This window comes from Pseudomonas oryzagri (assembly GCF_020831405.1).
Classification (GTDB): Bacteria; Pseudomonadota; Gammaproteobacteria; order Pseudomonadales; family Pseudomonadaceae; genus Geopseudomonas; species Geopseudomonas oryzagri.
In genome coordinates, this window is the sequence record NZ_JAJHPU010000039.1 from 127,648 (window position 1) to 148,200 (window position 20,553).

Genomic DNA, 20,553 nt, shown 5'->3' on the forward strand with positions numbered 1-20,553 from the left:
CGCAGAAGTCCGCAAACTCGTTAGAGTGTTAATAAAAAAAGGCCCGCCATAATTAATAAGTTAATTATGGCGGGCGCTGTGCAGGCGACTCAGAGTCCGGCGAGCAACTTGGCTTCCGTTCTTTCGATGACGTCCAGCGGGCCGGCGATCAGCAGGGCGTCGCCTTCGCGCAGCAGCGGATTGTCGCTGGCCTGCAGCTCCTCGCCGTCGCGGCGCACCGCCTGCAGCTCGACGCCGAGGCCCGCGAGGTCGAGTTCGGCCAGGCTGCGGCCGCAGGCGTAGGCGTCGGCGCTCAGGTTCACGGCGTGCAGGAGGAGGCGCGGGCGGCCCTGCTGATCCAGCAGATTGCCCGTCGCACCGTGATAGAAGCCGTGCAGCAGGTGGTAGCGGCTGCGTCGTACCTCGTCGATGCGCGCCTGCACGCGGCGCTCCGGCAGGCCAAGCATGACCAGCGCGTGGGAGGCGAGCATCAGGCTGGACTCCAGCAGCTCCGGCACCACCTCGGTGGCGCCGGCCGCCTGCAGGCTGGCCAGATGGCTGTCGTCGCGGGTCCGCACCAGGATCGGCAGCGTGTCGGAAAACTTGCGCGCCTGGCGGACCGTTTCCAGCGCGCTCTCGGCATTGTCGGCGGCGACCACCAGCAGGCGCGCGCGGGCCACCCCCAGGGCGGCGAGCAGCTCCGGGCGGCGGGCATCGCCGAAATGCACGTTGAGTTCGCCGGCGGCGGCTTCCTGGACGCGGATCGGGTCGCTGTCCAAGGCGACGAAGGGGATGCCCTCGCGGCGCAGGAAGCGGCCGATCGACTGGCCGACCCGGCCGAAGCCGCAGATCAGCACGTGCTGCTCATGCTCGGCGCAGGCCGCGGCGATCTCGCCGAGGTTGCTCTCGGCGTGCGGCCGGCGGGCGAAGCGGGCGGCGAGGCGGGGCGCGGCGCGCAGCAACAGCGGGGTCAGCGCCATCGAGCAGAAGGTGGCGGCCAGCACCAGGCCGCCGATCTCGGCCGGCAGCAGGTTGGCCTGCTGCGCCTGGGCGACCAGCGCGAAGCAGAATTCGCCGCCCTGGGCCAGCGCCAGGCCGCTGCGCCAGGCGCTCTCGACGTCGCCGCCGCGCAGGCGCACCAGCGCGGTGACCACGCCGCCCTTGAGCAGCAGCAGGAGCAGCGTCATGCCGAGGATCAGCAGGCCGTCGGAGAGGAACTGGCCGACGTTGATGTACATGCCGACGCTGACGAAGAACAGGCCGAGCAACACGTCGCGGAACGGCCGGATGTCCGCCTCGATCTGGTGACGGTAGTGGCTTTCGCCGAGCAGCATGCCGGCGAGGAAGGCGCCGAGCGCCATGGACAGGCCGAGCAGGTGGGTCAGCCAGGCGGTGAGCATGACGATGACCAGGGCGAGCAGGACGAACAGCTCGGCGGCGTTGGCCTGCGCCACCTCGTGGAACAGCCGCGGCAGCAGCCAGCGGCTGGCCACCAGGAGGCCGGCGAACAGCAGGGCGGCCTTGCCCAGGGTGATCGGCAGCGCCCAGTACCAGGCCTGCTCGCTGCCGCCGGCGATCACCGGAATCATGGTCAGCAGCAGCACCGCGACCAGGTCCTGGAACAGCAGCACGCCGACCGCGTTCTGCCCGTGCGGGCTGAACACCTCGCCCAGGCTGCTCAACTCCTTGGTGACGATGGCCGTCGACGACAGCGCCAGGCCGCCGCCGATCAGCAGGGCGGCCGGCGTGCTGAGACCGGCGAGGGTCAGCAGGCCCGCCAGCGGCAGGCTGCAGGCCAGCACCTGCAGGCTGCCGAGGCCGAACACCACCTTGCGCAGGGCCAGCATGCGCGGCAGGGAGAACTCCAGGCCCAGGCTGAACAGCAGGAACACCACGCCGAACTCGGCGAGCAGCGGCAGGTCCTCATGCTGTTCCACCCAGCCCAGGCCGCCGGGGCCGAGCGCCAGCCCCACCGTCATGTAGCCCAGCAGCGGCGGCAGCTTGAAGGGACGGAACGCCGCGATGACCAATAGCGAGGCGGCGAGGATGATCAGCAGGTTGACGAACAACGGCAGTGCTCCATGCGAAAGGGCCGGCAGAGTGATGCAGGATGCCCAAGGCCGGGCGGCAGCGTCCAGCCTTGGCGAGGGACGGCGCTGGGCGGCGGGGCGCGCATGCTAAACTGCCGCGCGCCGTTTCCACCATGAGCGATGTCATGCTGCCTGAATGCCAACTGTTCGGAACCCTGGGTTGCCACCTCTGCGAACTGGCCGAGGAGCAGCTGATGCCCTTCGTCGGCCTGGGCCTGCAGGTCGAGCTGGTGGACATCGCCGAGCGGGAGGAGTGGGTCGCGGCCTACGGCGTGCGCATTCCGCTGCTGCGTCGGGCGGACAGCGGCGACGAGCTGGGCTGGCCGTTCGATGCGGCGCAGGTGGCGGCCTTTCTCGGCCTGGCCTGAACGAGGAGGGCGGCGAGGCGGCGCCCGGCCACCCGCGCCCGGGGAGTGACGCGGGAAGCAGGGCGCCGGCAACCGGCCCTCAGGCGGGAACGCTGTCCAGCAGCGCCTTGAGGCTGCCGTCGGCGTCCATCGACAGGACGATGTCGCAGCCGCCGACCAGCTCGCCGTTGACGAACAGCTGCGGGTAGGTCGGCCACTGCGAGATCTTCGGCAGCTTCTCGCGGATGTGCGGCGCGGTCAGCACGTTGACGAAGGCGAAGGGTTTGCCGGTCTTCTGCATCACCCCCACCGCGGCGCGCGAGAAGCCGCACTCCGGGGCCTCGGGCGTGCCCTTCATGTAGAGGATCACCGGGTTCTCGGCGATCTGCTTGCGGATGCGCGCTTCGGTATCAAGGACCTGCATGGTCATTTCCCTCTCCTCAGGAATGCGCGGCCAGGCGCAGGGCGACCCGCTGGGCGCCGTTCTGGCGCTGGCGGTGGGCGCTCCAGGCCGGGTAGCCGCCGTCGATGCTGTAGCTGTTGGCGAAGCCGTAGTCGCTGAAGAATTGCGCCATTTCCGCGCTGGCGCCTTCCTCGTCGCCGCAGACGATCATGTGCACCGTGCGCGGCGTGTACTTCACCAGCGAGCGCAGGGTGGTGTCGCTCAGGTGGATGGCGCGCGGATCATGCCCCTGGCAGTAGGCACGCGCGTCGCGCATGTCCAGCAGCATGACGGTTTCTTCCCGGGCGAGCAGGCGGGCGGCCTGTTCGGCGCTGATATGCTTGAAGTTGCTCATCGCTCTTCTCCAAAACAGTCATGGTAGGTGGGGCAGTGTTCGCAGCTGGGCGAGCGGCAGACGTAGCCGCCGTCCTGTTCGCACAGCTGCCGGTAGAAAAACTTCTTCCAGCGCATGTTGTGGGTGTTGCGGGCCGCGAGCCGCGGAAAGTTGTATTCCAGCAGCTCGCGCAGTTGTTCGCGGGAAGCCAGGCCCAGGTCGCGCCACAGGTGGTCGCCGCCCAGACAGGCGGCGGCGACGATGCAGGCCAGCGCCTCCTCGAACGGCTCGCGGTCGGCGCGGCCGTTGATCAGCAGGTCGCGCAGCTCCTGCCATTCGTCGCGGCGCAGCTCCAGCAGCTCGGCGCGCAGCGCGCCGCGCTCCGGGACCTGCGGGGGGGCACTATCGTACTGGCCGGCCAGCTGCGGAAAATTGGCCTGGATCAGTGCGGCGTACGCTGCATCCTCCAGGCCCAGACGAACGGGCAGGCAACTGCGCCCCTGGCGCTGCGCCAGCAGGATGCGCTCCAGCCAGGCATGGTTGGGACCACGCAGGGCCGGCGGCGCTTCGCCATGGGGACGGGGCAGGGCCTGCGCCAGCATGATCAGGCCTCCTCGCCGGCGCGGCAGGCGGCATGGCCGTGGGCCTGCCGCGCACAGCCGTCGAGCTCGGCTGGCACTGCGCCCAGCCGCGGCGTGGGCAGCAGGGCGTCGAGCGCCGCCAGATCGAAGCCGGCCAGGCGCAGGCTGCCGACGCTGATCAGCGGGCGGCGGATCAGCAGCGGCTGGGCCAGCAGCAGATCGAGGGCCTGCTCGGCGTCCAGTCCGTGCGGGTCCACCGTGCCGTCCTTGACCGCCGGCGCCGCGCGGTTGAACCACTCGGCCACCGGCAAGGCGGCCAGGAAGGCGTACAATTGCTCGCGCCGCCACGGCTCGGCGAGCAGGTCGCGCGCCTGCACCTGGAAGCCGGCCTCCTGCAGCAGCTGCTTCTGCCGCCGGTTGGTGGCGCAGCCGGGCTTCTCGTAGAACACCAGACTGGTCATCGGCCTTCTCCTCAGCGCGCCTGGATTTCGCGCATGGCCTCGTCCAGGCGCTCCGGCGGGATGCCGGTCAGCGAGCCCGGCGGGTTGGCCGGGCTGCCGTCGGCGAGCAGGATGGCGCCCTCGATCGGACAGATGCTCGCGCACTGCTTCTCGGCGTAGTCGTCCTCGCACTCGGTGCACTTGTGGGCGTTGATCTTGAAATGCGGACTGCTCTCGTAGATCGCCTCGCTCGGACACACGTCCACGCAGGCCCAGCAGTTCACACAGGACTCGACGATTTTCAGTGCCATGGTTTTCCCCTCCCTCAAGCGATCATGGCGTTCAGGCGTTGGCGCGCAGCGCGGTCTGGTCCTGATCGAGGCGACCGGCCGCGATCATTTCCTGGTACACCGCCATCACCGCCTCCTCGATGGGCTCCATGGCGTGCTCCCCGTTGGGCTGGATGCCGGCGGCCTCCAGGAGGCCCCACGGCTCATAGCCGATCTTCGAGCAGAGCACCGTCTCGCAGCCCTTGAGCGCGCGCACGCCGCCGGACAGCGCCGATTCCTTCTCGCCGCAGGTGTCGTTGCCGACGCAGAACTGCTCGACCTTGCGGTGGCCGATGAAGCGCACGCCGCTGGGCGAGGCCTCGTAGACGAGGAACTCGGTGGCATGGCCGTAGTGCTGGTTGATCAGCCCGCCGCCGCTGGTGGCCACCGCCATCAGCACCGGGCGGTAGCCCTTGCCGAGCGCTTCGTCGCCCAGCTGCGGGGCCTTCATGCCGGCCAGGCGCGCCTTCTTCGCCGCCTTCTCGTCGAGCTCTTCCTTGATCGCCGCGTGGATGACCGCGCGTTTGACCATGGCGGCCTCGTAGTCGATGTCCATCTCCTCGATCTTGTCCATGGTGAACTCGTCGCCGCGGTCCTCGCCGAGCAGGCCGACCGCGTCGGCGCGGCACTGGCGGCAGTGGCGCATCATGTTCATGTCGCCGGCGCAGGCGTCCTGCAGGTCCTGCAGCTCTTCCGGCTCGGGGCTGCGCTGGCCCATCACGCCGTAGAAGGTGCCGTGCTCGGCCTCGGCGATCAGCGGCATGACGTTGTGCAGGAAGGCGCCCTTGGCCTTGACGATCCTGCTGACTTCCTTGAGGTGCTCGTCGTTGACGCCGGGGATCAGCACCGAGTTGACCTTCACCAGGATGCCGCGCTCGACCAGCATCTCCAGGCCCTTCTGCTGCCGCTCGATGAGGATCTTGGCGGCCTTCACGCCGCGGATGCGCTTGTTGTTCCAGTAGATCCACGGATAGATCTTGGCGCCGACCTCGGGATCCACGCAGTTGATGGTGATGGTCACGTGGTCGATGTTGTGCTTGGCCAGCTCGTCGACGCAGTCGGGCAGCGCCAGGCCGTTGGTAGACACGCACAGCTTGATGTCCGGGGCCTGCTCGGAGAGCTGGCGGAAGGTCTCGAAGGTGCGCTCCGGGTTGGCCAGGGGGTCGCCGGGGCCGGCGATGCCGAGCACGGTCATCTGCGGAATGGTCGCGGCGACGGCCTTGACCTTCTTCACCGCCTGGTCGGGGTGCAGCAGCTCGGAAACCACGCCGGGGCGCGACTCGTTGGCGCAGTCGTACTTGCGGTTGCAGTAGTGGCACTGGATGTTGCAGGCCGGCGCCACCGCCACGTGCATGCGGGCGAAGTAGTGGTGCGCCTCCTCGGAGTAGCAGGGGTGGTTGTGCACCTTCTCGCGGATGTGATCCGGCAGATGGGACAGCTGGTCGTCGGTGCTGCCGCAGGATCCAGAGGAGCAACCGCCAGCGCTGTGGTGCCCCGCATCGTTTTGCCCAAGTACGCTCAGTTCCATGGTTGGTCTCCGGTGAAGAGAAGGGAGTCGCAGATACCCGAGCAATACCCGTGCCTGTTCGTAAGTTATTGTTTTTTAATGATTTAATTGTTTCGTGTGGGCGTCTTTGTCGGGCTACGGACAATTTTTCCCACCGCCGCCGGGTCGGCTTTGTCGGGGAGCCGACAACGCGCGGCGCGGCGGGGGCGCACGGCGCGCGGATGGCCGCAGCGGACATGGCAAGCGCGGGGAAGGAGGGGGAAGGGACCGGGCTCCCGGGCGGGAACCTGGGCGCCCGCAATCCTTTGCGGGCACACGGCGGGCTTCAGATCTTGCGCATATGGATATTGAGGGTCTGGATGCGGTAGGCGATCTGCCGCGGGGTCATGCCGAGCAGGCGCGCCGCCTTGGCCTGCACCCAGCCGGCCTGCTCGAGGGCGGCGATCACCCGCTCGCGGTCGTCCAGCGCCTCGTCGGCCAGGTTGACCTCCGGCAGCGGCGCCAGGGTCACGCTGTCATGGTCGAGGCCGCTCAGCGACACCACGTCGCGGGTGATGGTGCCGTCCTCGCTCATGATCGCCGAGCGCTCCAGGCAGTTCTCCAGCTCGCGCACGTTGCCCGGCCAGCGGTGGCTCATCAGCAGGCGGATGGCGCTGTCGGTGATCGACAGCGTGCGGTTCTGCAGGCGGCCGATCTTGGCCAGCAGGAATTCGGCCAGCTCGGGGATGTCCGCGGTGCGTTCGCGCAGCGGCGGGATGCGGATGGCCATGACGTTGAGGCGGTAGTAGAGGTCCTCGCGGAACTTGCCCTTTTCCACCTCGGCTTCCAGGTCGCGGTTGGTGGCGGCGACGATGCGCACGTTGACGCGCACCGTCTGGTTGCCGCCGACCCGCTCGAACTCGCCTTCCTGCAGCACGCGCAGCAGCTTGGCCTGGAACATCGGCGAGATCTCGCCGATCTCGTCGAGGAACAGGGTGCCGCCGTCGGCCTGCTCGAAGCGGCCCTTGCGCTGCTTGACCGCGCCGGTGAAGGCGCCCTTCTCGTGGCCGAACAGCTCCGACTCGAGCAGCGTTTCCGGCAGCGCCGCGCAGTTCAGGCGCACGAACGGCTGGTGGGCGCGCGGCGAGTTGTAGTGGATGGCGCTGGAGATCACTTCCTTGCCGGTGCCCGACTCGCCGAGCACCAGCACCGTGCTGTCCCACTTGCCGACCCGGCGCACCTGGTCGAACACCCGCCGCATCGACGGCGTGTGGCCGACCACCATGTTCTCGAAGCCGTACTTGCCGCGCACCTCGCGGCGCAGTTCGTCGCGCTCGTTGGCCACCTCGCGGCTGTCCTCGAGGTTGACCACCAGGCGCACGGTCTGCGCCAGCAGGTTGGCGACGATTTCCATGAAGCGCGCGCGGTCGGGCAGCAGCGGGTCGGCCGAGCCTTCCGGCTGGGCGGCCAGCACGCCGATGATGGTGCCCTCGTGGGTCTTGATCGGCACCGCGATAAACGGCAGTTCCAGATCGTAGAGGGCCAGGCGGTCGAGGAAGCGCGGTTCGGAGGAGATGCGTCCGAGCACCACGGAGTTGCCGTGCTTGAGGACGTTGCCGATCACCCCCTCGCCGATCCGGTAGCGCACGCTCTCGCAGGCGCTGACCACCGCCTCGGCGTCGCTGTGGATGGCACCGACCTGCAGGGCGTTGTGCTCGGCGTCGGAGATCGACACCAGGCCGTGCAGCAGGCCAAGGTCGTTGTGCAGGACGGCCAGCACCTGGGCGAGGATGTCCTCGATCTGCTGCACCCGGCTCAAGGTGCGCGCGATGCTGGCCAGCGCCTGCAGTTGGCTGTCGTAGAGATCGACCCGGCTCATGCTGGCGGGCCGCTGGGCGAGCTTGCTGTTCATCGACATGGGCTCCGTGGATCAACCGGCGGTGAAGGGGAGTTCGACTACCACCCGGCAGCCTTGGCGGTAGCCGGTGTCGATATGCACCATCCCGGCGTGCTCGGTGACGATTTCCTGGACCATGGACAGGCCCATGCCGTGGCCGGCGGAGTGCGGCGGTTTGGTACTGAAGAAGGGTTCGAACACCTTCAGGGCCAGATCGGCCGGGATGCCCGGGCCGCTGTCGGTGATTTCCATGCGCACCACCTGCTGGTTCTCCACCCGGGTACTGATGAACAGCTCGCGGCGGCCGACCTGGCTGTGGGCGATTGCCTCGATGGCGTTGACGATCAGCTGCTTGATCATGCTGCGCAGGCGGCTTTCCGCGCCCATCACCCAGGGCAGGCGCAGCGCCGGCTTCCAGTCGACGACGATGCCCTGGGCGAGCAGGTCGTCGGTGCACAGGGTGACCACCTCGCGGATCAGCTGGTTGACGTTGACCGGCATCTTCGCCTCGGCGCGGCGTACCGGCATGGCGCCGGACAGGCTGTCCAGCGCCTCCATGCCGGCGGCGCTGGCCTCGCGCATGGCGCTGAGCACCGGATCGTTGTCGGCCTGGCTGCCCAGGCGGCGCTCGAGCATGCGCAGCGCGGCGCTGATCAGGTTGACCGGGCCCTGCAGGCGGTGGATGGCGCCGTTGAAGGTCTCGCGCATGCCGTCGAGCAGCTCCTCCTCGGCCATCAGCGCCTTGAGCGCGTTGAGCCGCGAGTCCTGCTGCTTCTGGCGCAGCTCGGAGATGTCGTTGATGGTCAGCAGCAGGTAGCGCTCCTCGCTGGGCGAGAAGAACACCTGGGCGCTCTCGTCCTCGATATGGATGGCGCGGCCGTGGCAGGACAGCCAGCGCGGCGCGTAGCCGCCCAGGTCGAGGGGGATCTCCTTGCCGGAGAAGGCGCTGCCGTCGCGCTCCAGGGCGGCGAACGGAGTGGCGAGGTTCTCGCGCAGCAGCCCGACCAGGCCGTCGCTGGAGCCGTCGGCCGCCAGCTCCTTGGCCAGGCGGGTGAAGCTCGGGTTGGACAGCACCACGCGGTTGTCGTGGTCGAGCACCACCATCGCCGCCGGCGCGGCGTTGACCACCGCCTCGATCATCAGGCGCTGGTTGCTGACCCGCTGCTCCAGCTCGTGTAGGTCGCTGCTGTCGCGGTGCATGCCCAGGTAGTAGACGACGTCGCCGTCCTCGTCGAACACCGGGGCGACGGTCAGCTCGGCCAGGTACAGGCTGCCGTCCTTGCGCCGGTTGACCAGCACGCCGGACCACGGCTTGTGCTGCGCCAGGCGGCTCCACAGCGCCTGGTAGACCAGCCGCGGGGTGGTGCCGTTGGACAGCATGGATTCGTTCTTGCCGATCACCTCGGCCAGCGTATAGCCGGTGGTGGTGCTGAAGGCACGGTTGGCGTAGAGGATGTTGGCCTTGAGATCGGTGATGGAGATGGCGATGGGCGCGTGCTCGGCCATCTGCCGGAACGCCTCGGGGAGCAACTCCTCGGCATCGATGCTGGCGATGGCCGGCGACGTCTCGTTGCTGCGGGTCGGTTTGCCCTGGGTCATGCGCTATGCCTCGTCATTCGGGAGAACCAGCGGACAGGTAGATCGCCTGCGACGGGCCGCCCGGAGGCCGACTTCTATATACGCACCGCAGGTAGGGGCTTTTTTGCAAACACTGTGCCGCCGCCATAACCGCCGCCGACCCCCATCAGGGCGGGAAAAAGTCGCATTTCAGAGCCGTTGGGCCGGCTTTTGCCGGCGGTTTCTGTAGGAAAGCCCACGCAGGGCGGCGCGAGCGGCGAGACGCTCTGTAGCGAAGCCGACAAATCCTTGCGCCGGGGTCGCCGGGTGCCCCGGTTTGTCTGCACTTCCCTTGATCTGGATCAAGTTTTACGGGCCGTGCGGGGCCTGCGCGCAGCCCTGCGGGGCCATGGCACGCTTGCTGCAGAAACACCTGGCAACAGTCAGTGCCCGACAAGGGTGCATCGCAAGGTTCGACCGGGTGGGTGGCTCGCTATGGAATACGTGCTTTTTCTGATCAGCACCGTGCTGGTCAACAACGTGGTGCTGGTGCGCTTCCTGGGCCTGTGTCCGTTCATGGGCGTGTCCAGCAAGCTCGATCCGTCGATCGGCATGGGCGTGGCGACCACCCTGGTGATGACCCTCGGCGGCGTCAGCAGCTGGCTGCTCGAACACTACGTGCTGCTGCCGCTGGGCATCGGCTTCCTGCGCATCCTCGCCTACATCGTGGTGATCGCGGCGATGGTGCAGCTGATCGAGATGATCATCCGCAAGGTCAGTCCCTCGCTGTACCGGGCGCTGGGCATCTACCTGCCGCTGATCACCACCAACTGCGCCGTGCTCGGCGTGCCGCTGATCAGCGTGCGCGAGGGCCACAGCCTGGTCCAGGCCGGCCTGTTCGGCTTCGGTTCGGCGCTCGGCTTCACCCTGATCATGATCATCTTCGCCGGCCTGCGCGAGCGCCTGCAGCTCGCCAACGTGCCGGCGGCGTTTTCCGGTCCGCCGATCGCCTTCGTCACCGCCGGCCTGCTGGCGCTGGCGTTCATGGGCTTCGGCGGTTTGATCTGAAGGACTGACCGGCTGACGCCGGCGAGGAGAGCGACATGCTGATGGCAACCCTGGCCCTGGCCACCATGGGCCTGCTGCTGGGCGGCGGACTGGGGGTGGCGGCGCGCAAGTTCGCGGTCACCGACGACAACCCGCTGCTCAAGGAGGTCGAGGCGCTGATGCCCGGCAGCCAGTGCGGCCAGTGCGGCTTCCCCGGTTGCGCCGGCGCCGCGGCGGCGCTGGTCGAGGGCAACGCATCGGTGACCTGCTGCCCGCCCGGCGGCGTGGCGCTGGCCGAGAAGCTCGCCGCGCTGCTCGGCGTGACCCTCGACGCCGGGCAGATGAGCGCGCCGCAGATGGCCAGCATCGACAGCGCGCAGTGCACCGGCTGCACGCGCTGCTACCGCGCCTGTCCGACCGACGCCATCGTCGGCGCCAGCGGGCAGATCCACGTGGTGATGCAGAGCGCCTGCACCGGCTGCGCCAAGTGCCAGGACGCCTGCCCCGAAGACTGCATCTCGCTCGCCGCGCAGGGGCCGACCCTGGACACCTGGCGCTGGGCCAAGCCCCAGGCCGCCTGAATTCCCCACGGAGCCTTCGCATGTTCAATCTCGCCCGCATCCGCGGTGGCGTCCACCCGGACGCCCACAAGGACCGCTCCTCGGCGCTGACCATCGGCAGCGTGCCGCTGCCGCCGCGCCTGTACCTGCCGCTGCGCCAGCACGCCGGCGCCGAGGCCCTGCCGCTGGTCAAGGTCGGCGACCGGGTGCTCAAGGGCCAGCTGATCGCCAGCTCGCCCTCGGAGATGTCGGCGCCGATCCATGCGCCGAGCTCCGGGACCGTCGTCGAGATCGGCCCGATCCTCGCCCCGCACCCGTCGGGCCTGACGGTCAACGGCATCGTCATCGACACCGACGGCGAGGATCGCTGGATCGAGCTGGACGTGCCGGGCAACCCCTTCGAGGAGAGCCCGCTGGTGCTCGCCGAGCGGGTCGCCCAGGCCGGCATCGTCGGCATGGGCGGGGCGATCTTCCCGGCCGCGGTCAAGCTCAAGCAGGGCACCAGGCACGAGATCAAGACCGTGCTGGTCAACGGCAGCGAGTGCGAGCCGTTCCTGACCTGCGACGACCGCATCATGCGCGAGCGCGCCGAGGCCATCGTCGACGGCGCCCGGCTGATCCAGCACATCCTGCGCGCCTACCGGGTGGTGATCGGCATCGAGGACAACAAGCCCGAGGCGATCGCCGCCATGCGCGCGGCCAGCGAGCCCTACGGCGCCATCGAGGTCGAGGCGGTGCCGGCGCTCTATCCGATGGGCTCGGCCAAGCAGCTGATCCAGGCGGTCACCGGCCGCGAGGTGCCGGCCGAGGCGCGCAGCACCTCGGTCGGCGCGCTGGTGCACAACGTCGGCACCGTGTACGCCATCCAGCAGGCGCTGCGCCATGGCCGGCCGCTGATCTCGCGGGTGGTGACCGTGGCCGGCGGCTGCGTGAGCAATCCGCGCAACCTCGAGGTGCTGATCGGCACCCCGGCCCAAGCGCTGTTCGACGCCTGCGGCGGCTTCAGCCGCGAGCCCGCCGGCGTGCTGCTCGGCGGGCCGATGATGGGCGTCAACCTGCCGTCGCTGCAGGCGCCGGTGATCAAGGGCGCCACCGGCCTGCTCGCCCTTGCCCCCAACGAGCTGCGCGCCGACGAGGCTTCGCCGTGCATCCGCTGCGCCAGCTGCGTGGACGCCTGCCCGATGGGCCTGCTGCCCCTGGAGATGGCCGCCCGCGCGCGGGTCGACGACCTCGACGGCGCCCACGAGTACGGCCTGCGCGACTGCATCCTGTGCGGCTGCTGCTCCTACGTGTGCCCCTCGCACATCCCCCTGGTGCAGTACTTCCAGTACGCCATGGGCCAGCAGGACGAGCGCCGCCAGGGCGCGCGCAAGGCCGATCACATCAAGCAGCTGACCGAGGCGCGCGCCACGCGCCTGGCCGAGGAGGAGGCTGCCAAGGCCGCCGCCAAGGCCGCCAAGGCGGCCAAGGCGAAAGCCGCCAAGCCGGTGGCCGCACCGAGCAACGAGGTGGAGTCATGAGCACCATGGGTCTCGTATCCGGGCCGTTCGCCCACGACCGCTCGTCGGTCAACCGCATCATGCTGCAGGTGTGCCTGGCGCTGCTGCCGGCCACCCTGTTCGGCCTCTACCTGTTCGGCTGGCCGGCGATCAACCTGTGGCTGCTGACCTGCGCCAGCGCGGTGCTCACCGAGGCGCTGTGCCTGCGCTGGCTCGGCCAGCCGCAGCGGCGCCTGCTCGACGGCTCGGCGCTGCTCACCGGCTGGCTGCTCGCGCTGTCGCTGCCGCCGTGGGCGCCCTGGTGGATCGGCGTCGGCGGCAGCGTGTTCGCCATCGGCATCGGCAAGCAGATCTACGGCGGCATCGGCCAGAACCTGTTCAACCCGGCGATGCTCGCCCGCGTCGCCCTGCTGATCGCCTTCCCGCTGCAGATGACCACCTGGGCGCTGCCGCACGCGCTCGGCTCGGCCGCCGCGCCCGGCTTCGTCGAAGGTCTTGCCATCACCTTCGGCGGCGCGATCCCCGACGGCACGACCGGCGCCACCGCCCTCGGCGGGCTGAAGACCGAGCTGACCCTGGGCCATACCGCCGAGCAGATCCTCGCCGGCAACTTCCAGCTGATTCCGGCGCTGCTCGGCAGCACCGCAGGCAGCCTCGGCGAGACCTCCGAGCTGCTGCTCCTGCTCGGCGGCCTGTGGCTGCTGCTGCGGCGCATCATCCACTGGGAGATCCCGGTCAGCATGCTGGTCAGCGTGGTGCTCCTGGGCGCCATTGCCCACCAGATCAACCCCGACCGCTATCCCGGCGGCCTCTACCACCTGGCCAGCGGCGGCCTGCTGCTCGGTGCCCTGTTCATCGCCACCGACCCGGTGACCTCGCCGGTCAGCCGCGCCGGGCGGCTGATCTTCGGCATCGGCTGCGGTGTGCTGGTCTACGTGATCCGCACCTGGGGCAGCTTCCCCGAGGCGGTGGCCTTCGCCGTGCTGTTCATGAACGCACTGAGTCCGCTGATCGACCGCTACTGGCGCCCGCGCGCCTACGGCCGCACCTCGAGCGGCAAGCCGCTGGCCATCGGCCGGCAAACCAGCCAGGTCAAGCAGGAGGGCTAAGCATGAGCGAGACCAGTCTCACTTCCCCAGATGAGGCGGCCCCGAATAAGGCGGCCCCGGACGAGGCGGGCGCCGCGGCGCCTGGCCTGCTCGAACGCTGGCGGTCGCAGATCGCCTACCAGGGCCTGTCGCTGGGCGCGGTGTGCGCCCTGGTCGCCCTGATCCTGCTGGTCGGCGACCAGCTGACCAAGGGCCAGATCGAGGCCCAGCAGCTCGAGGACCGCCTGGCCGTGCTGCGCCAGGTGCTGCCGGCGGCGCTGTACGACAACAACCCGCTGCAGGACGCCTTCAAGGTGCAGGACAGCGAGCTGGGCGAGGTCGAGGTGTATCCGGCGCGCAAGGATGGCCGCCTCACCGCGGTGGCCTTCCAGGTCAGCAACATCGGCTACGGCGGACCAATCCTGCATCTGATCGCCCTCGATGCCGAAGGCCGCATCCTCGGCGTGCGGGTGCTCGGCCACAAGGAAACCCCGGGCCTGGCCGACAAGATCGAGGTGTCGCGCAGCGACTGGATCAAGGCCTTCGACGGCCTGTCGCTGGCCAACACGCCGCTGCCCAAATGGAAGGTGAAGAAGGACGGCGGCCAGTTCGACCAGTTCGCCGGCGCCACCATCACCCCGCGTGCGGTGGTCAAGAGCGTGCTGCAGGCCCTGCAATTCCAGGTGCGCCAGGCCGAACGGCTGAGCGCGAAACAACAGGAGGCACAACCATGAGCAGCAGTTGCGGAGTTCCCGCCAGCGCCCCGCCGTCGGCCAGTCCGTGGAAGTACTTCACCAGCGCGCTGTGGGACTACAACGTCGCCCTGGTGCAGATGCTCGCGCTCTGCCCGACCCTGGCGGTGACCACCACCGCCACCAACGGCCTGGGCATGGGCCTGGCCACCACGCTGGTGCTGGTGCTGACCAACGCGCTGATCTCGGCGCTGCGCCACACCATCTCCCCCGAGGTGCGCAACCCGGTGATGATCGGCCTGATCGCCGGCGTGGTGACCCTGATCGACATGGCGATGAACGCCTGGATGCACGAGCTGTACAAGGTGCTCGGCCTGTTCATCGCGCTGATCGTCACCAACTGCGCGGTGCTCGGTCGCGCCGAGTCGTTCAGCCTCAAGCATCCGGTGATCCCCTCGATGCTCGACGGCGCTGGCATGGGCATCGGCTTCACCTGGGTGCTGGTGCTGATCGGCGGCATCCGCGAGATCCTCGGCAGCGGCACGCTGTTCGCCCAGGCCTCGTCCCTGCTCGGCCCGCACTTCGCCTGGCTGGAGATCACCGTGCTGCCCGGCTTCCAGGGCATCCTGCTGGCCATCCTGCCGCCGGGGGCGTTCATCGTCCTGGGCTTCCTGCTGGCCGGCAAGCGCGTGCTCGACCGCCGCCGCGCCGAGCGACGGATCCAGTCCCACGGCGAGCTGATCGTCCTGCAATGAGTCCGGCACAGGAGTGAGTCGCATGAAAGTTGCTGTGGTGTACGCCGTGGCTCCCCAGCCGCTGCTGCTGATCTGCCAGGTCGCCGAGGGCAGCAGCGTGGAGCAGGCCATCGAACAGTCGGGGCTGTTGCGCTACCGCCCGGAGATCGACCTGAAGCAGCAGAAGGTCGGCGTGTTCGGCAAGTTCGTCAAGCTGGACAGTCCGCTCAAGGACGGTGATCGCGTGGAGATCTACCAGCGCATCACCCGGGTGCTCGACGACGACGATGACGACGATGACGATTGATTAGCTCGCCGAGGAGAGCGCCGATGAATACCCCCATGAACCTGAGTCGCGAGACCGCCCTGCGCATCGCGCTGGCCGCCCGCGTGCTGCCCGGCATCGGCGTCGCCCGCCTGCTGGACATGCTGCAGCAGAGCATTCCGGGCCCCCTGACCGAGGAAAGCCTGCAGACCATCACCGTGACCAACCTCAAGACCGGCTTCGCCAGCGCCGACGGCGAGGAGGACGGCGAGGACATCAGCATCGGCCTGCCGGCGATCAAGGAGGCGGTGCGCATCCTCTGGGGCGAGCTGGCCGCCGACGACCTGCCGCAGCCGGTGGTGCTGGAACGTATCCCGGAGCGCTCGATCCGCGTGGCCATCGCCTCCAACACCGGCGAGAACCTTGACGGCCACTTCGGCTCCTGCCTGCGCTTTCTGATCTACCAGGTCAGCGCCGACGAGAAGGCGCTGGTCGACGTGCGCTCGGCCCTCGAGGCCGACTTTGCCGAGGACAAGAACGGCTTCCGCGTCGACCTGATCCGCGACTGCCAGGTGCTCTACGTGGTATCGGTGGGCGGTCCGGCGGCGGCCAAGGTGGTGCGCGCCGACATCTACCCGATGAAGAAGCTCGAGGGCGGCCAGGCCCAGGACATCCTCGCCGAACTGCAGGCGGTGATGGCCGGCTCGCCGCCGCCGTGGCTGGCCAAGCATCTGGGCGTCGCCGCCGAGGAGCGCGTACGTTTTTCCCGATCCGACGAGGTGGCTTGAGTGAGTGAGAACCGACGACTGATCGCCGTGGCCATCGACCGCGAGGGGCGGGTGGCCGGCCACGCCGGGCGCGCCCATCGCTGGCGGGTGTTCGACGTCTGGCCGGGCGAGGCGGCCGAGGAGGCCTACAGCCTCGAACTGGCCGAGCACGCCTGCCTGCACGAGTGGCACGTCTGCGCGTGGCCCGAGCGCCATCCGCTGCACGCGGTAGACGTAGCCATCGCCGGCAGCGCCGGCGACGGGGTGATCCGCCGTCTCGGCGAGCGCGGGGTGAGCCTGCTCACCACCGGCGAAAGCGACCCGGCGCGGGCGGTCAAGGCGTACCTCGCCGACGACCTGCCGCCCGGCGCGCCGCACGACGAGCACAGCTGCGGCGGCGAGGGCCACCAGGTGGCCTGAGCGTCGGCCGCCCGGCCTTCCCCAGCATCATCAGCGAACCGGCCGCACGCGAGCGGCCGGCCAGGAGGCAGTCGATGGACAGTCCCGTGAACCTGAGCCGCGAGGCCGCGCTGCGCATCGCCCTTGCCGCCCGCGCGCTGCCCGATGTTCCGCTGCGCAAGCTGCTGGAGATCCTCCAGGAGCGCGTCGACGCGCCGCTCACCGAACAGACCCTGCGCCGGGTCACGGTCATCGACCTGAAGATCGGCCTGGCCGGCGGCGAGGACGACGTCGACCTGGTCGACACGCCGATGGCGGCGCTCAAGGAGGCGGTGCGCATCCTCTGGGGCGAGGTCGAACCGGGCACCCTGCCGCAGACACAGGATCTGGCCGAGCTGCAGTCCGCGGAGGAGAAGTCGATCCGCGTGGCCATCGCCTCCAACAGCGACGCCAACCTCGACGGCCACTTCGGCTCCTGCCAGCGCTTCCTGGTCTACCAGGTGAGCGCCAGCGCGCGGGTGCTGGTCGACGTGCGCGCGACCGACGGCGCGGACCAGGCCGAGGATCGCAACGGCTATCGCCGCGACCTGATCCGCGACTGCCAGGTGCTCTACGCGGTCACCATCGGCGGCCCGGCGGCCTCCAAGGTGGTGCGCTCGGGCATCTACCCAATCCTCAGGATCGAGGGCGGCAGCGCCGACGCCATCCTCGACGAGCTGCAGGCGGTGATGGCCAGCGCCCCGCCGCCATGGCTGGCCAAGCTGCTCGGCCGCGGCGGCGAGCGCCGCCTGCGCTACGAGACCACCGACGAAGTGGCTTGAGCGCCGCCTCGCCCTCCCGCGCGGAGGGCGGGGCACACGTCTGCCTTGCGTGCCAGTGGGTGCCCGGCCTTGCCGGGCCGCCCGATCCCCGGACATCCCGGACTCGCCAAGGAGACTCCCGATGAACAGCCCCACCCTGAGCCGCGCAACCGCCCTGCGCGTCGCGCTCGCCGCCCGCGCGCTGCCCGAGACCGGCGTCGGCCAGTTGCTGGAAATCCTCCACCAGCGCATCGACGGCCCGCTCACCGAGAGCAGCCTGCAGGGCCTGACGGTCACCGACCTGAAGATCGGCCTGGCCGGCTCCGAGGAGGACGTCGACCTGCTCGACACACCCATGGGCGCGCTCAAGGAGGCGGTGCGCATCCTCTGGGGCGAGACCACCGCCGACGACCTGCCGCAGCCGGTGGCGCTCGGCGAGATGCCGGCCGGCGCGATCCGCGTCGCCGTCGCCTCCAACAACGGCGCCCAGCTCGACGGCCACTTCGGCACCTGCCTGCGCTTTCTGGTCTACCAGGTCAGCGCCGGCGAACGGGTGCTGGTCGACGTGCGCTCGACCCTGGATGCCGACCGGGCCGAGGACCGCAACGCCTTCCGCGCCGGGCTGATCGACGACTGCCAGGTGCTCTGCGTGGTCTCCATCGGCGGCCCGGCCGCCGCCAAGGTGGTGCGCGCCGGCATCCACCCGCTGAAGAAGCCCAAGGGCGGCCGCGCCGAGGAGGTCCTCGGCGAGCTGCAGCAGGTCATGGCAGGCTCGCCGCCACCGTGGCTGGCCAAGCTGCTGGGCAAGGGAGCGGAGGAGCGGGTGCGCTTCGAGTGGGAGGGGGAGGCGGTGGCCTGACGAGGCTGGAGGGGCGGGCGAGTAGGGTGGACAACGGCGCAGCCTTGTCCACCTGTGTCCTGCGCCCCGGTGGGCAATCGCTGCGCGAGTTGCCCTATATGGACTCCACCCTACGTCACCCGGCGTTGCTTTGGCTCATCACGGCTTGACCTGACGACTATAGTAGGGTCGAAGCTTGGCGCTCCCATTCCACAGGAGCAGATCATGACCGGTCCGAAATCAATGTCTGACGACCAGTTTCTTGCGGCCTTTCTGGACTCCAGCATACCGCCAGCCGGCTTTGATCACCTCGGCCACATGCGAGCAGCCTGGCTGCTGCTCCAGCGTCGTCCGCTGGAGGAGGCGGTGGTGGAAACCTGCCACGCTATCGCCCGGCTGGCGACTCGTCTGGGTGTCCCGGGAAAGTACAACCGGACCCTTTCCGAGGCACTGGTGCGTCTGATGGCGCATGGCGGCGCCAGCAACAGGGCACTCGCCTGGCCGGATTTTCTTGCCGCCAACGCCGATCTGGTCGGTGGCGCGCGCCGCGTCCTGGCGCGCCACTATAGTGACGAAACCTTGTACTCGGAGGCGGCACGGGAGCGCTTCACGGCACCGGACCGCCAGCCCCTGCCGTTATGAGCCAATCCCGCAGCAAGCTCACGCTTGGTCAGCTCGCCAAACGCGTCGGGCTGGCGCGCTCCTCGATCCTGTATTACGAGTCCATCGGGTTGTTGGCTCCCCACGGACGTAGCCCGGCTGGCTACCGCCTCTATGGGCAGTCCGAGCTGGATCGCCTGCTCACTATCCGTCGTCTGCGCGAGTCGGGTCTGGCGTTAGCCGACATCCGCAGCATCCTTTCGCCGTCCGATGAATCAGTCTCGCGTGGAGGCACCGGGCCTATGGCGTTACTGGAGAAGCGTCTGCTCGGTCTCAGCCAGGAAGTGGAGCGTATCCGCAAGCAGCAGCGCGATCTCGCACGTCTGCTCGCGGCTCCCGACGTCCGCAACGGTCGGCAACATTGGGACAAGGAGGCGTGGGTTGAGTTGTTGCGGCGCGCAGGCTTCAACGAAGAGGCAATGCACCTGTGGCACATTGAGTTCGAGCGTGAAGACCCCGACCAGCATGCGAACTTCCTGAAGTTGCTTGGCCTCGATCCGGCGGAGGTGGCAAGAATTCGCTGCTGGTCGCGAGACAAGACTGACAACTAGGCTGGACAACGGCGCAGCCTTGTCCACCAACTCCCGCCCCCGGCGGTGGATAATCGCTGCGCGAGTTGCCCATCATAGGTGACTGGCATGCCTCGGCCGATGCCGGGTAGCGATCCAGTAGATTAATGTCGAGAACACGGATGCCGTGTATTCATGGAGGAATGAGATGACGTGGTTACTGATTGCGGTCGTGGTATTGACCGTACTTGTAGCGATAATGCTCGCTACGAAGAGGGCATCCAGAGGCATCGCCGGCCAGCCGCTTCCTTATTTGAAAAAAGACTCTTTGCTCACCCCTGCGGAGCGCTCATTTCTGGGCGTTCTTGAGCAAGCGCTGGAAGGGCGATATCGAGTGTATGCCCAGGTGCGACTGGGCGATCTACTTGCGGTGAAAACGGGCACCAACAGGTCCGCCCGCGCTATTGCCCTGAATCGTATCAATCGCAAGCATGCCGATTTTGTGCTGTGCGAGAAGGAATCTCTTGAGATCGTCTGCGCCATTGAGCTGGATGACGCCTCCCATCAACAGGAACGTCGGAGGGCGAGGGATAGTTTCCTTGAGGAGGCATGTCGCGCAGCCGGCTTGCCGCTGGCCAGGTTTGTAGCGAAGGCTGGTTACAGCATTCAGGATGTCCGGGACGCCATCGAGCAGGTGGCGGTCATCAAGCCGGGGCCGGCGTCGAAATCCAGCGACATGGAGCGCGTGCGGGCGACTGCGCAATTACCGCCTGCAGCCGACGCGCAGGAGAAGGTGCCCGCTTGTCCGAAGTGTGGCGGGTCTACACTGCTGCGCACGGTCAAGAGTGGCGCTCATGCGGGCAAGCGCTTGTGGGGTTGCTCCCGTTTCCCTTCCTGCAAGGGCTATATCCCGTTGAGCCAGTGAGCGCGGCATGTAGGGGAGTTGGCAAGCAATGGACTTGCTATCGGCACTGCTGGCATTCGCTGCCCGCCTTATCGCCGAATTTGTCGGCGAGCTGATCCTCGGCACCCTCTGCTACTGGCTCGGCTGGCCGTGGGTGAAGCTGTTCAGCCTGGGCAAATATCCCCGCCACGGCTGGCGCAGCGGGCACCGTGAGGAAATCTATGTCCAGTGCGTCGGCGGCGCCGTAGCCGTACTGGCGATGATGGCCGCCCTCGGCCAGTTCGCCGCCTGACGCGCTGTCCTTACCGC

At 68.6% G+C, this 20,553-nt stretch carries 25 protein-coding genes; 16 read left to right on the top strand and 9 right to left on the bottom strand.

Features of this window, described 5'->3' with window-relative positions; translation table 11 throughout:
* Positions 1-89 precede the first annotated feature (89 nt).
* Positions 90-2,048 (bottom strand): monovalent cation:proton antiporter family protein, encoded by a 1,959-nt coding sequence (locus tag LMJ29_RS13930; RefSeq protein ID WP_229606110.1) that lies wholly within the window; start codon positions 2,046-2,048, stop codon positions 90-92.
* A gap of 146 nt (positions 2,049-2,194) precedes the next feature.
* On the opposite strand from LMJ29_RS13930, the gene LMJ29_RS13935 reads away from it, so the two are divergent.
* On the top strand, positions 2,195-2,437 hold the full coding sequence (locus tag LMJ29_RS13935) for a glutaredoxin family protein (protein WP_229606111.1): 243 nt from the start codon (positions 2,195-2,197) through the stop codon (positions 2,435-2,437).
* Between the two features lie 79 nt (positions 2,438-2,516).
* On the opposite strand, the gene grxD is transcribed toward LMJ29_RS13935, so the two are convergent.
* The 8 genes from grxD to nifL form a co-directional block, all read right to left on the bottom strand.
* Entirely contained in the window at positions 2,517-2,840 is a 324-nt protein-coding gene (gene grxD / locus LMJ29_RS13940; protein WP_319942224.1) for a Grx4 family monothiol glutaredoxin, read from the bottom strand.
* A 16-nt stretch (positions 2,841-2,856) separates the two neighbouring features.
* Positions 2,857-3,213, bottom strand: coding sequence for a rhodanese-like domain-containing protein (locus tag LMJ29_RS13945; protein ID WP_229606113.1), 357 nt, complete (start codon positions 3,211-3,213; stop codon positions 2,857-2,859).
* On the bottom strand, positions 3,210-3,794 hold the full coding sequence (locus LMJ29_RS13950) for a nitrogen fixation protein NifQ (RefSeq protein WP_229606114.1): 585 nt from the start codon (positions 3,792-3,794) through the stop codon (positions 3,210-3,212). Before LMJ29_RS13950 ends, LMJ29_RS13945 begins: the two co-directional genes overlap by 4 nt.
* Before the next feature lie 2 nt (positions 3,795-3,796).
* Positions 3,797-4,234, bottom strand: coding sequence for an ArsC/Spx/MgsR family protein (locus tag LMJ29_RS13955; protein WP_229606115.1), 438 nt, complete (start codon positions 4,232-4,234; stop codon positions 3,797-3,799).
* Positions 4,235-4,245: 11 nt separating this feature from the next.
* Entirely contained in the window at positions 4,246-4,524 is a 279-nt protein-coding gene (locus LMJ29_RS13960; protein ID WP_229606116.1) for a 4Fe-4S binding protein, read from the bottom strand.
* A gap of 31 nt (positions 4,525-4,555) precedes the next feature.
* The gene (nifB, locus tag LMJ29_RS13965) at positions 4,556-6,070 is read right to left on the bottom strand and encodes a nitrogenase cofactor biosynthesis protein NifB (protein ID WP_229606117.1); all 1,515 of its coding nucleotides are present in this window, start codon (positions 6,068-6,070) and stop codon (positions 4,556-4,558) included.
* A 304-nt stretch (positions 6,071-6,374) separates the two neighbouring features.
* On the bottom strand, positions 6,375-7,940 hold the full coding sequence (nifA, locus tag LMJ29_RS13970; protein WP_229606118.1) for a nif-specific transcriptional activator NifA: 1,566 nt from the start codon (positions 7,938-7,940) through the stop codon (positions 6,375-6,377).
* An 18-nt stretch (positions 7,941-7,958) separates the two neighbouring features.
* Positions 7,959-9,524, bottom strand: a complete 1,566-nt coding sequence (gene nifL / locus LMJ29_RS13975) for a nitrogen fixation negative regulator NifL (RefSeq protein WP_229606119.1) — start codon at positions 9,522-9,524, stop codon at positions 7,959-7,961.
* 453 nt (positions 9,525-9,977) lie between these two features.
* Between nifL and rsxA the strand changes: the two genes are divergently transcribed.
* From rsxA to LMJ29_RS14050, 15 genes are all read left to right on the top strand, one after another.
* Positions 9,978-10,550 carry an electron transport complex subunit RsxA gene (rsxA, locus tag LMJ29_RS13980; protein WP_229606120.1) on the top strand — a complete coding sequence of 191 codons (573 nt, stop codon included), beginning with the start codon at positions 9,978-9,980 and terminating at the stop codon, positions 10,548-10,550.
* Positions 10,551-10,585: 35 nt separating this feature from the next.
* The gene (locus LMJ29_RS13985; protein WP_229606121.1) at positions 10,586-11,110 is read left to right on the top strand and encodes an RnfABCDGE type electron transport complex subunit B; all 525 of its coding nucleotides are present in this window, start codon (positions 10,586-10,588) and stop codon (positions 11,108-11,110) included.
* A 20-nt stretch (positions 11,111-11,130) separates the two neighbouring features.
* Positions 11,131-12,609, top strand: coding sequence for an electron transport complex subunit RsxC (gene rsxC / locus LMJ29_RS13990; protein WP_229606122.1), 1,479 nt, complete (start codon positions 11,131-11,133; stop codon positions 12,607-12,609).
* On the top strand, positions 12,606-13,697 hold the full coding sequence (locus LMJ29_RS13995) for an RnfABCDGE type electron transport complex subunit D (RefSeq protein ID WP_229606123.1): 1,092 nt from the start codon (positions 12,606-12,608) through the stop codon (positions 13,695-13,697). Before rsxC ends, LMJ29_RS13995 begins: the two co-directional genes overlap by 4 nt.
* Before the next feature lie 2 nt (positions 13,698-13,699).
* Entirely contained in the window at positions 13,700-14,410 is a 711-nt protein-coding gene (gene rsxG / locus LMJ29_RS14000) for an electron transport complex subunit RsxG (protein WP_229606124.1), read from the top strand.
* On the top strand, positions 14,407-15,123 hold the full coding sequence (locus tag LMJ29_RS14005) for an electron transport complex subunit E (protein WP_229606125.1): 717 nt from the start codon (positions 14,407-14,409) through the stop codon (positions 15,121-15,123). Before rsxG ends, LMJ29_RS14005 begins: the two co-directional genes overlap by 4 nt.
* Positions 15,124-15,145: 22 nt before the next feature.
* Positions 15,146-15,409, top strand: coding sequence for an RnfH family protein (locus LMJ29_RS14010; RefSeq protein ID WP_229606126.1), 264 nt, complete (start codon positions 15,146-15,148; stop codon positions 15,407-15,409).
* Between the two features lie 23 nt (positions 15,410-15,432).
* Positions 15,433-16,155 carry a dinitrogenase iron-molybdenum cofactor biosynthesis protein gene (locus LMJ29_RS14015; RefSeq protein WP_229606127.1) on the top strand — a complete coding sequence of 241 codons (723 nt, stop codon included), beginning with the start codon at positions 15,433-15,435 and terminating at the stop codon, positions 16,153-16,155.
* A complete protein-coding gene (locus LMJ29_RS14020; protein WP_229606128.1) occupies positions 16,156-16,554 on the top strand; it encodes a NifB/NifX family molybdenum-iron cluster-binding protein in 399 nt (132 codons plus the stop codon).
* A 74-nt stretch (positions 16,555-16,628) separates the two neighbouring features.
* A complete protein-coding gene (locus tag LMJ29_RS14025; RefSeq protein ID WP_229606129.1) occupies positions 16,629-17,354 on the top strand; it encodes a dinitrogenase iron-molybdenum cofactor biosynthesis protein in 726 nt (241 codons plus the stop codon).
* 121 nt (positions 17,355-17,475) lie between these two features.
* Complete coding sequence (locus LMJ29_RS14030; RefSeq protein WP_229606130.1) at positions 17,476-18,192, top strand: dinitrogenase iron-molybdenum cofactor biosynthesis protein; 717 nt, start codon at positions 17,476-17,478, stop codon at positions 18,190-18,192.
* Between the two features lie 204 nt (positions 18,193-18,396).
* The gene (locus LMJ29_RS14035; RefSeq protein ID WP_229606131.1) at positions 18,397-18,813 is read left to right on the top strand and encodes a hypothetical protein; all 417 of its coding nucleotides are present in this window, start codon (positions 18,397-18,399) and stop codon (positions 18,811-18,813) included.
* A complete protein-coding gene (locus LMJ29_RS14040) occupies positions 18,810-19,382 on the top strand; it encodes a MerR family transcriptional regulator (protein ID WP_229606132.1) in 573 nt (190 codons plus the stop codon). The genes LMJ29_RS14035 and LMJ29_RS14040 overlap by 4 nt, the downstream gene beginning before the upstream one ends.
* A gap of 166 nt (positions 19,383-19,548) precedes the next feature.
* The gene (locus LMJ29_RS14045) at positions 19,549-20,265 is read left to right on the top strand and encodes a DUF2726 domain-containing protein (RefSeq protein WP_229606133.1); all 717 of its coding nucleotides are present in this window, start codon (positions 19,549-19,551) and stop codon (positions 20,263-20,265) included.
* A gap of 28 nt (positions 20,266-20,293) precedes the next feature.
* Positions 20,294-20,536 carry a hypothetical protein gene (locus tag LMJ29_RS14050; RefSeq protein ID WP_229606134.1) on the top strand — a complete coding sequence of 81 codons (243 nt, stop codon included), beginning with the start codon at positions 20,294-20,296 and terminating at the stop codon, positions 20,534-20,536.
* Positions 20,537-20,553 lie beyond the last annotated feature (17 nt).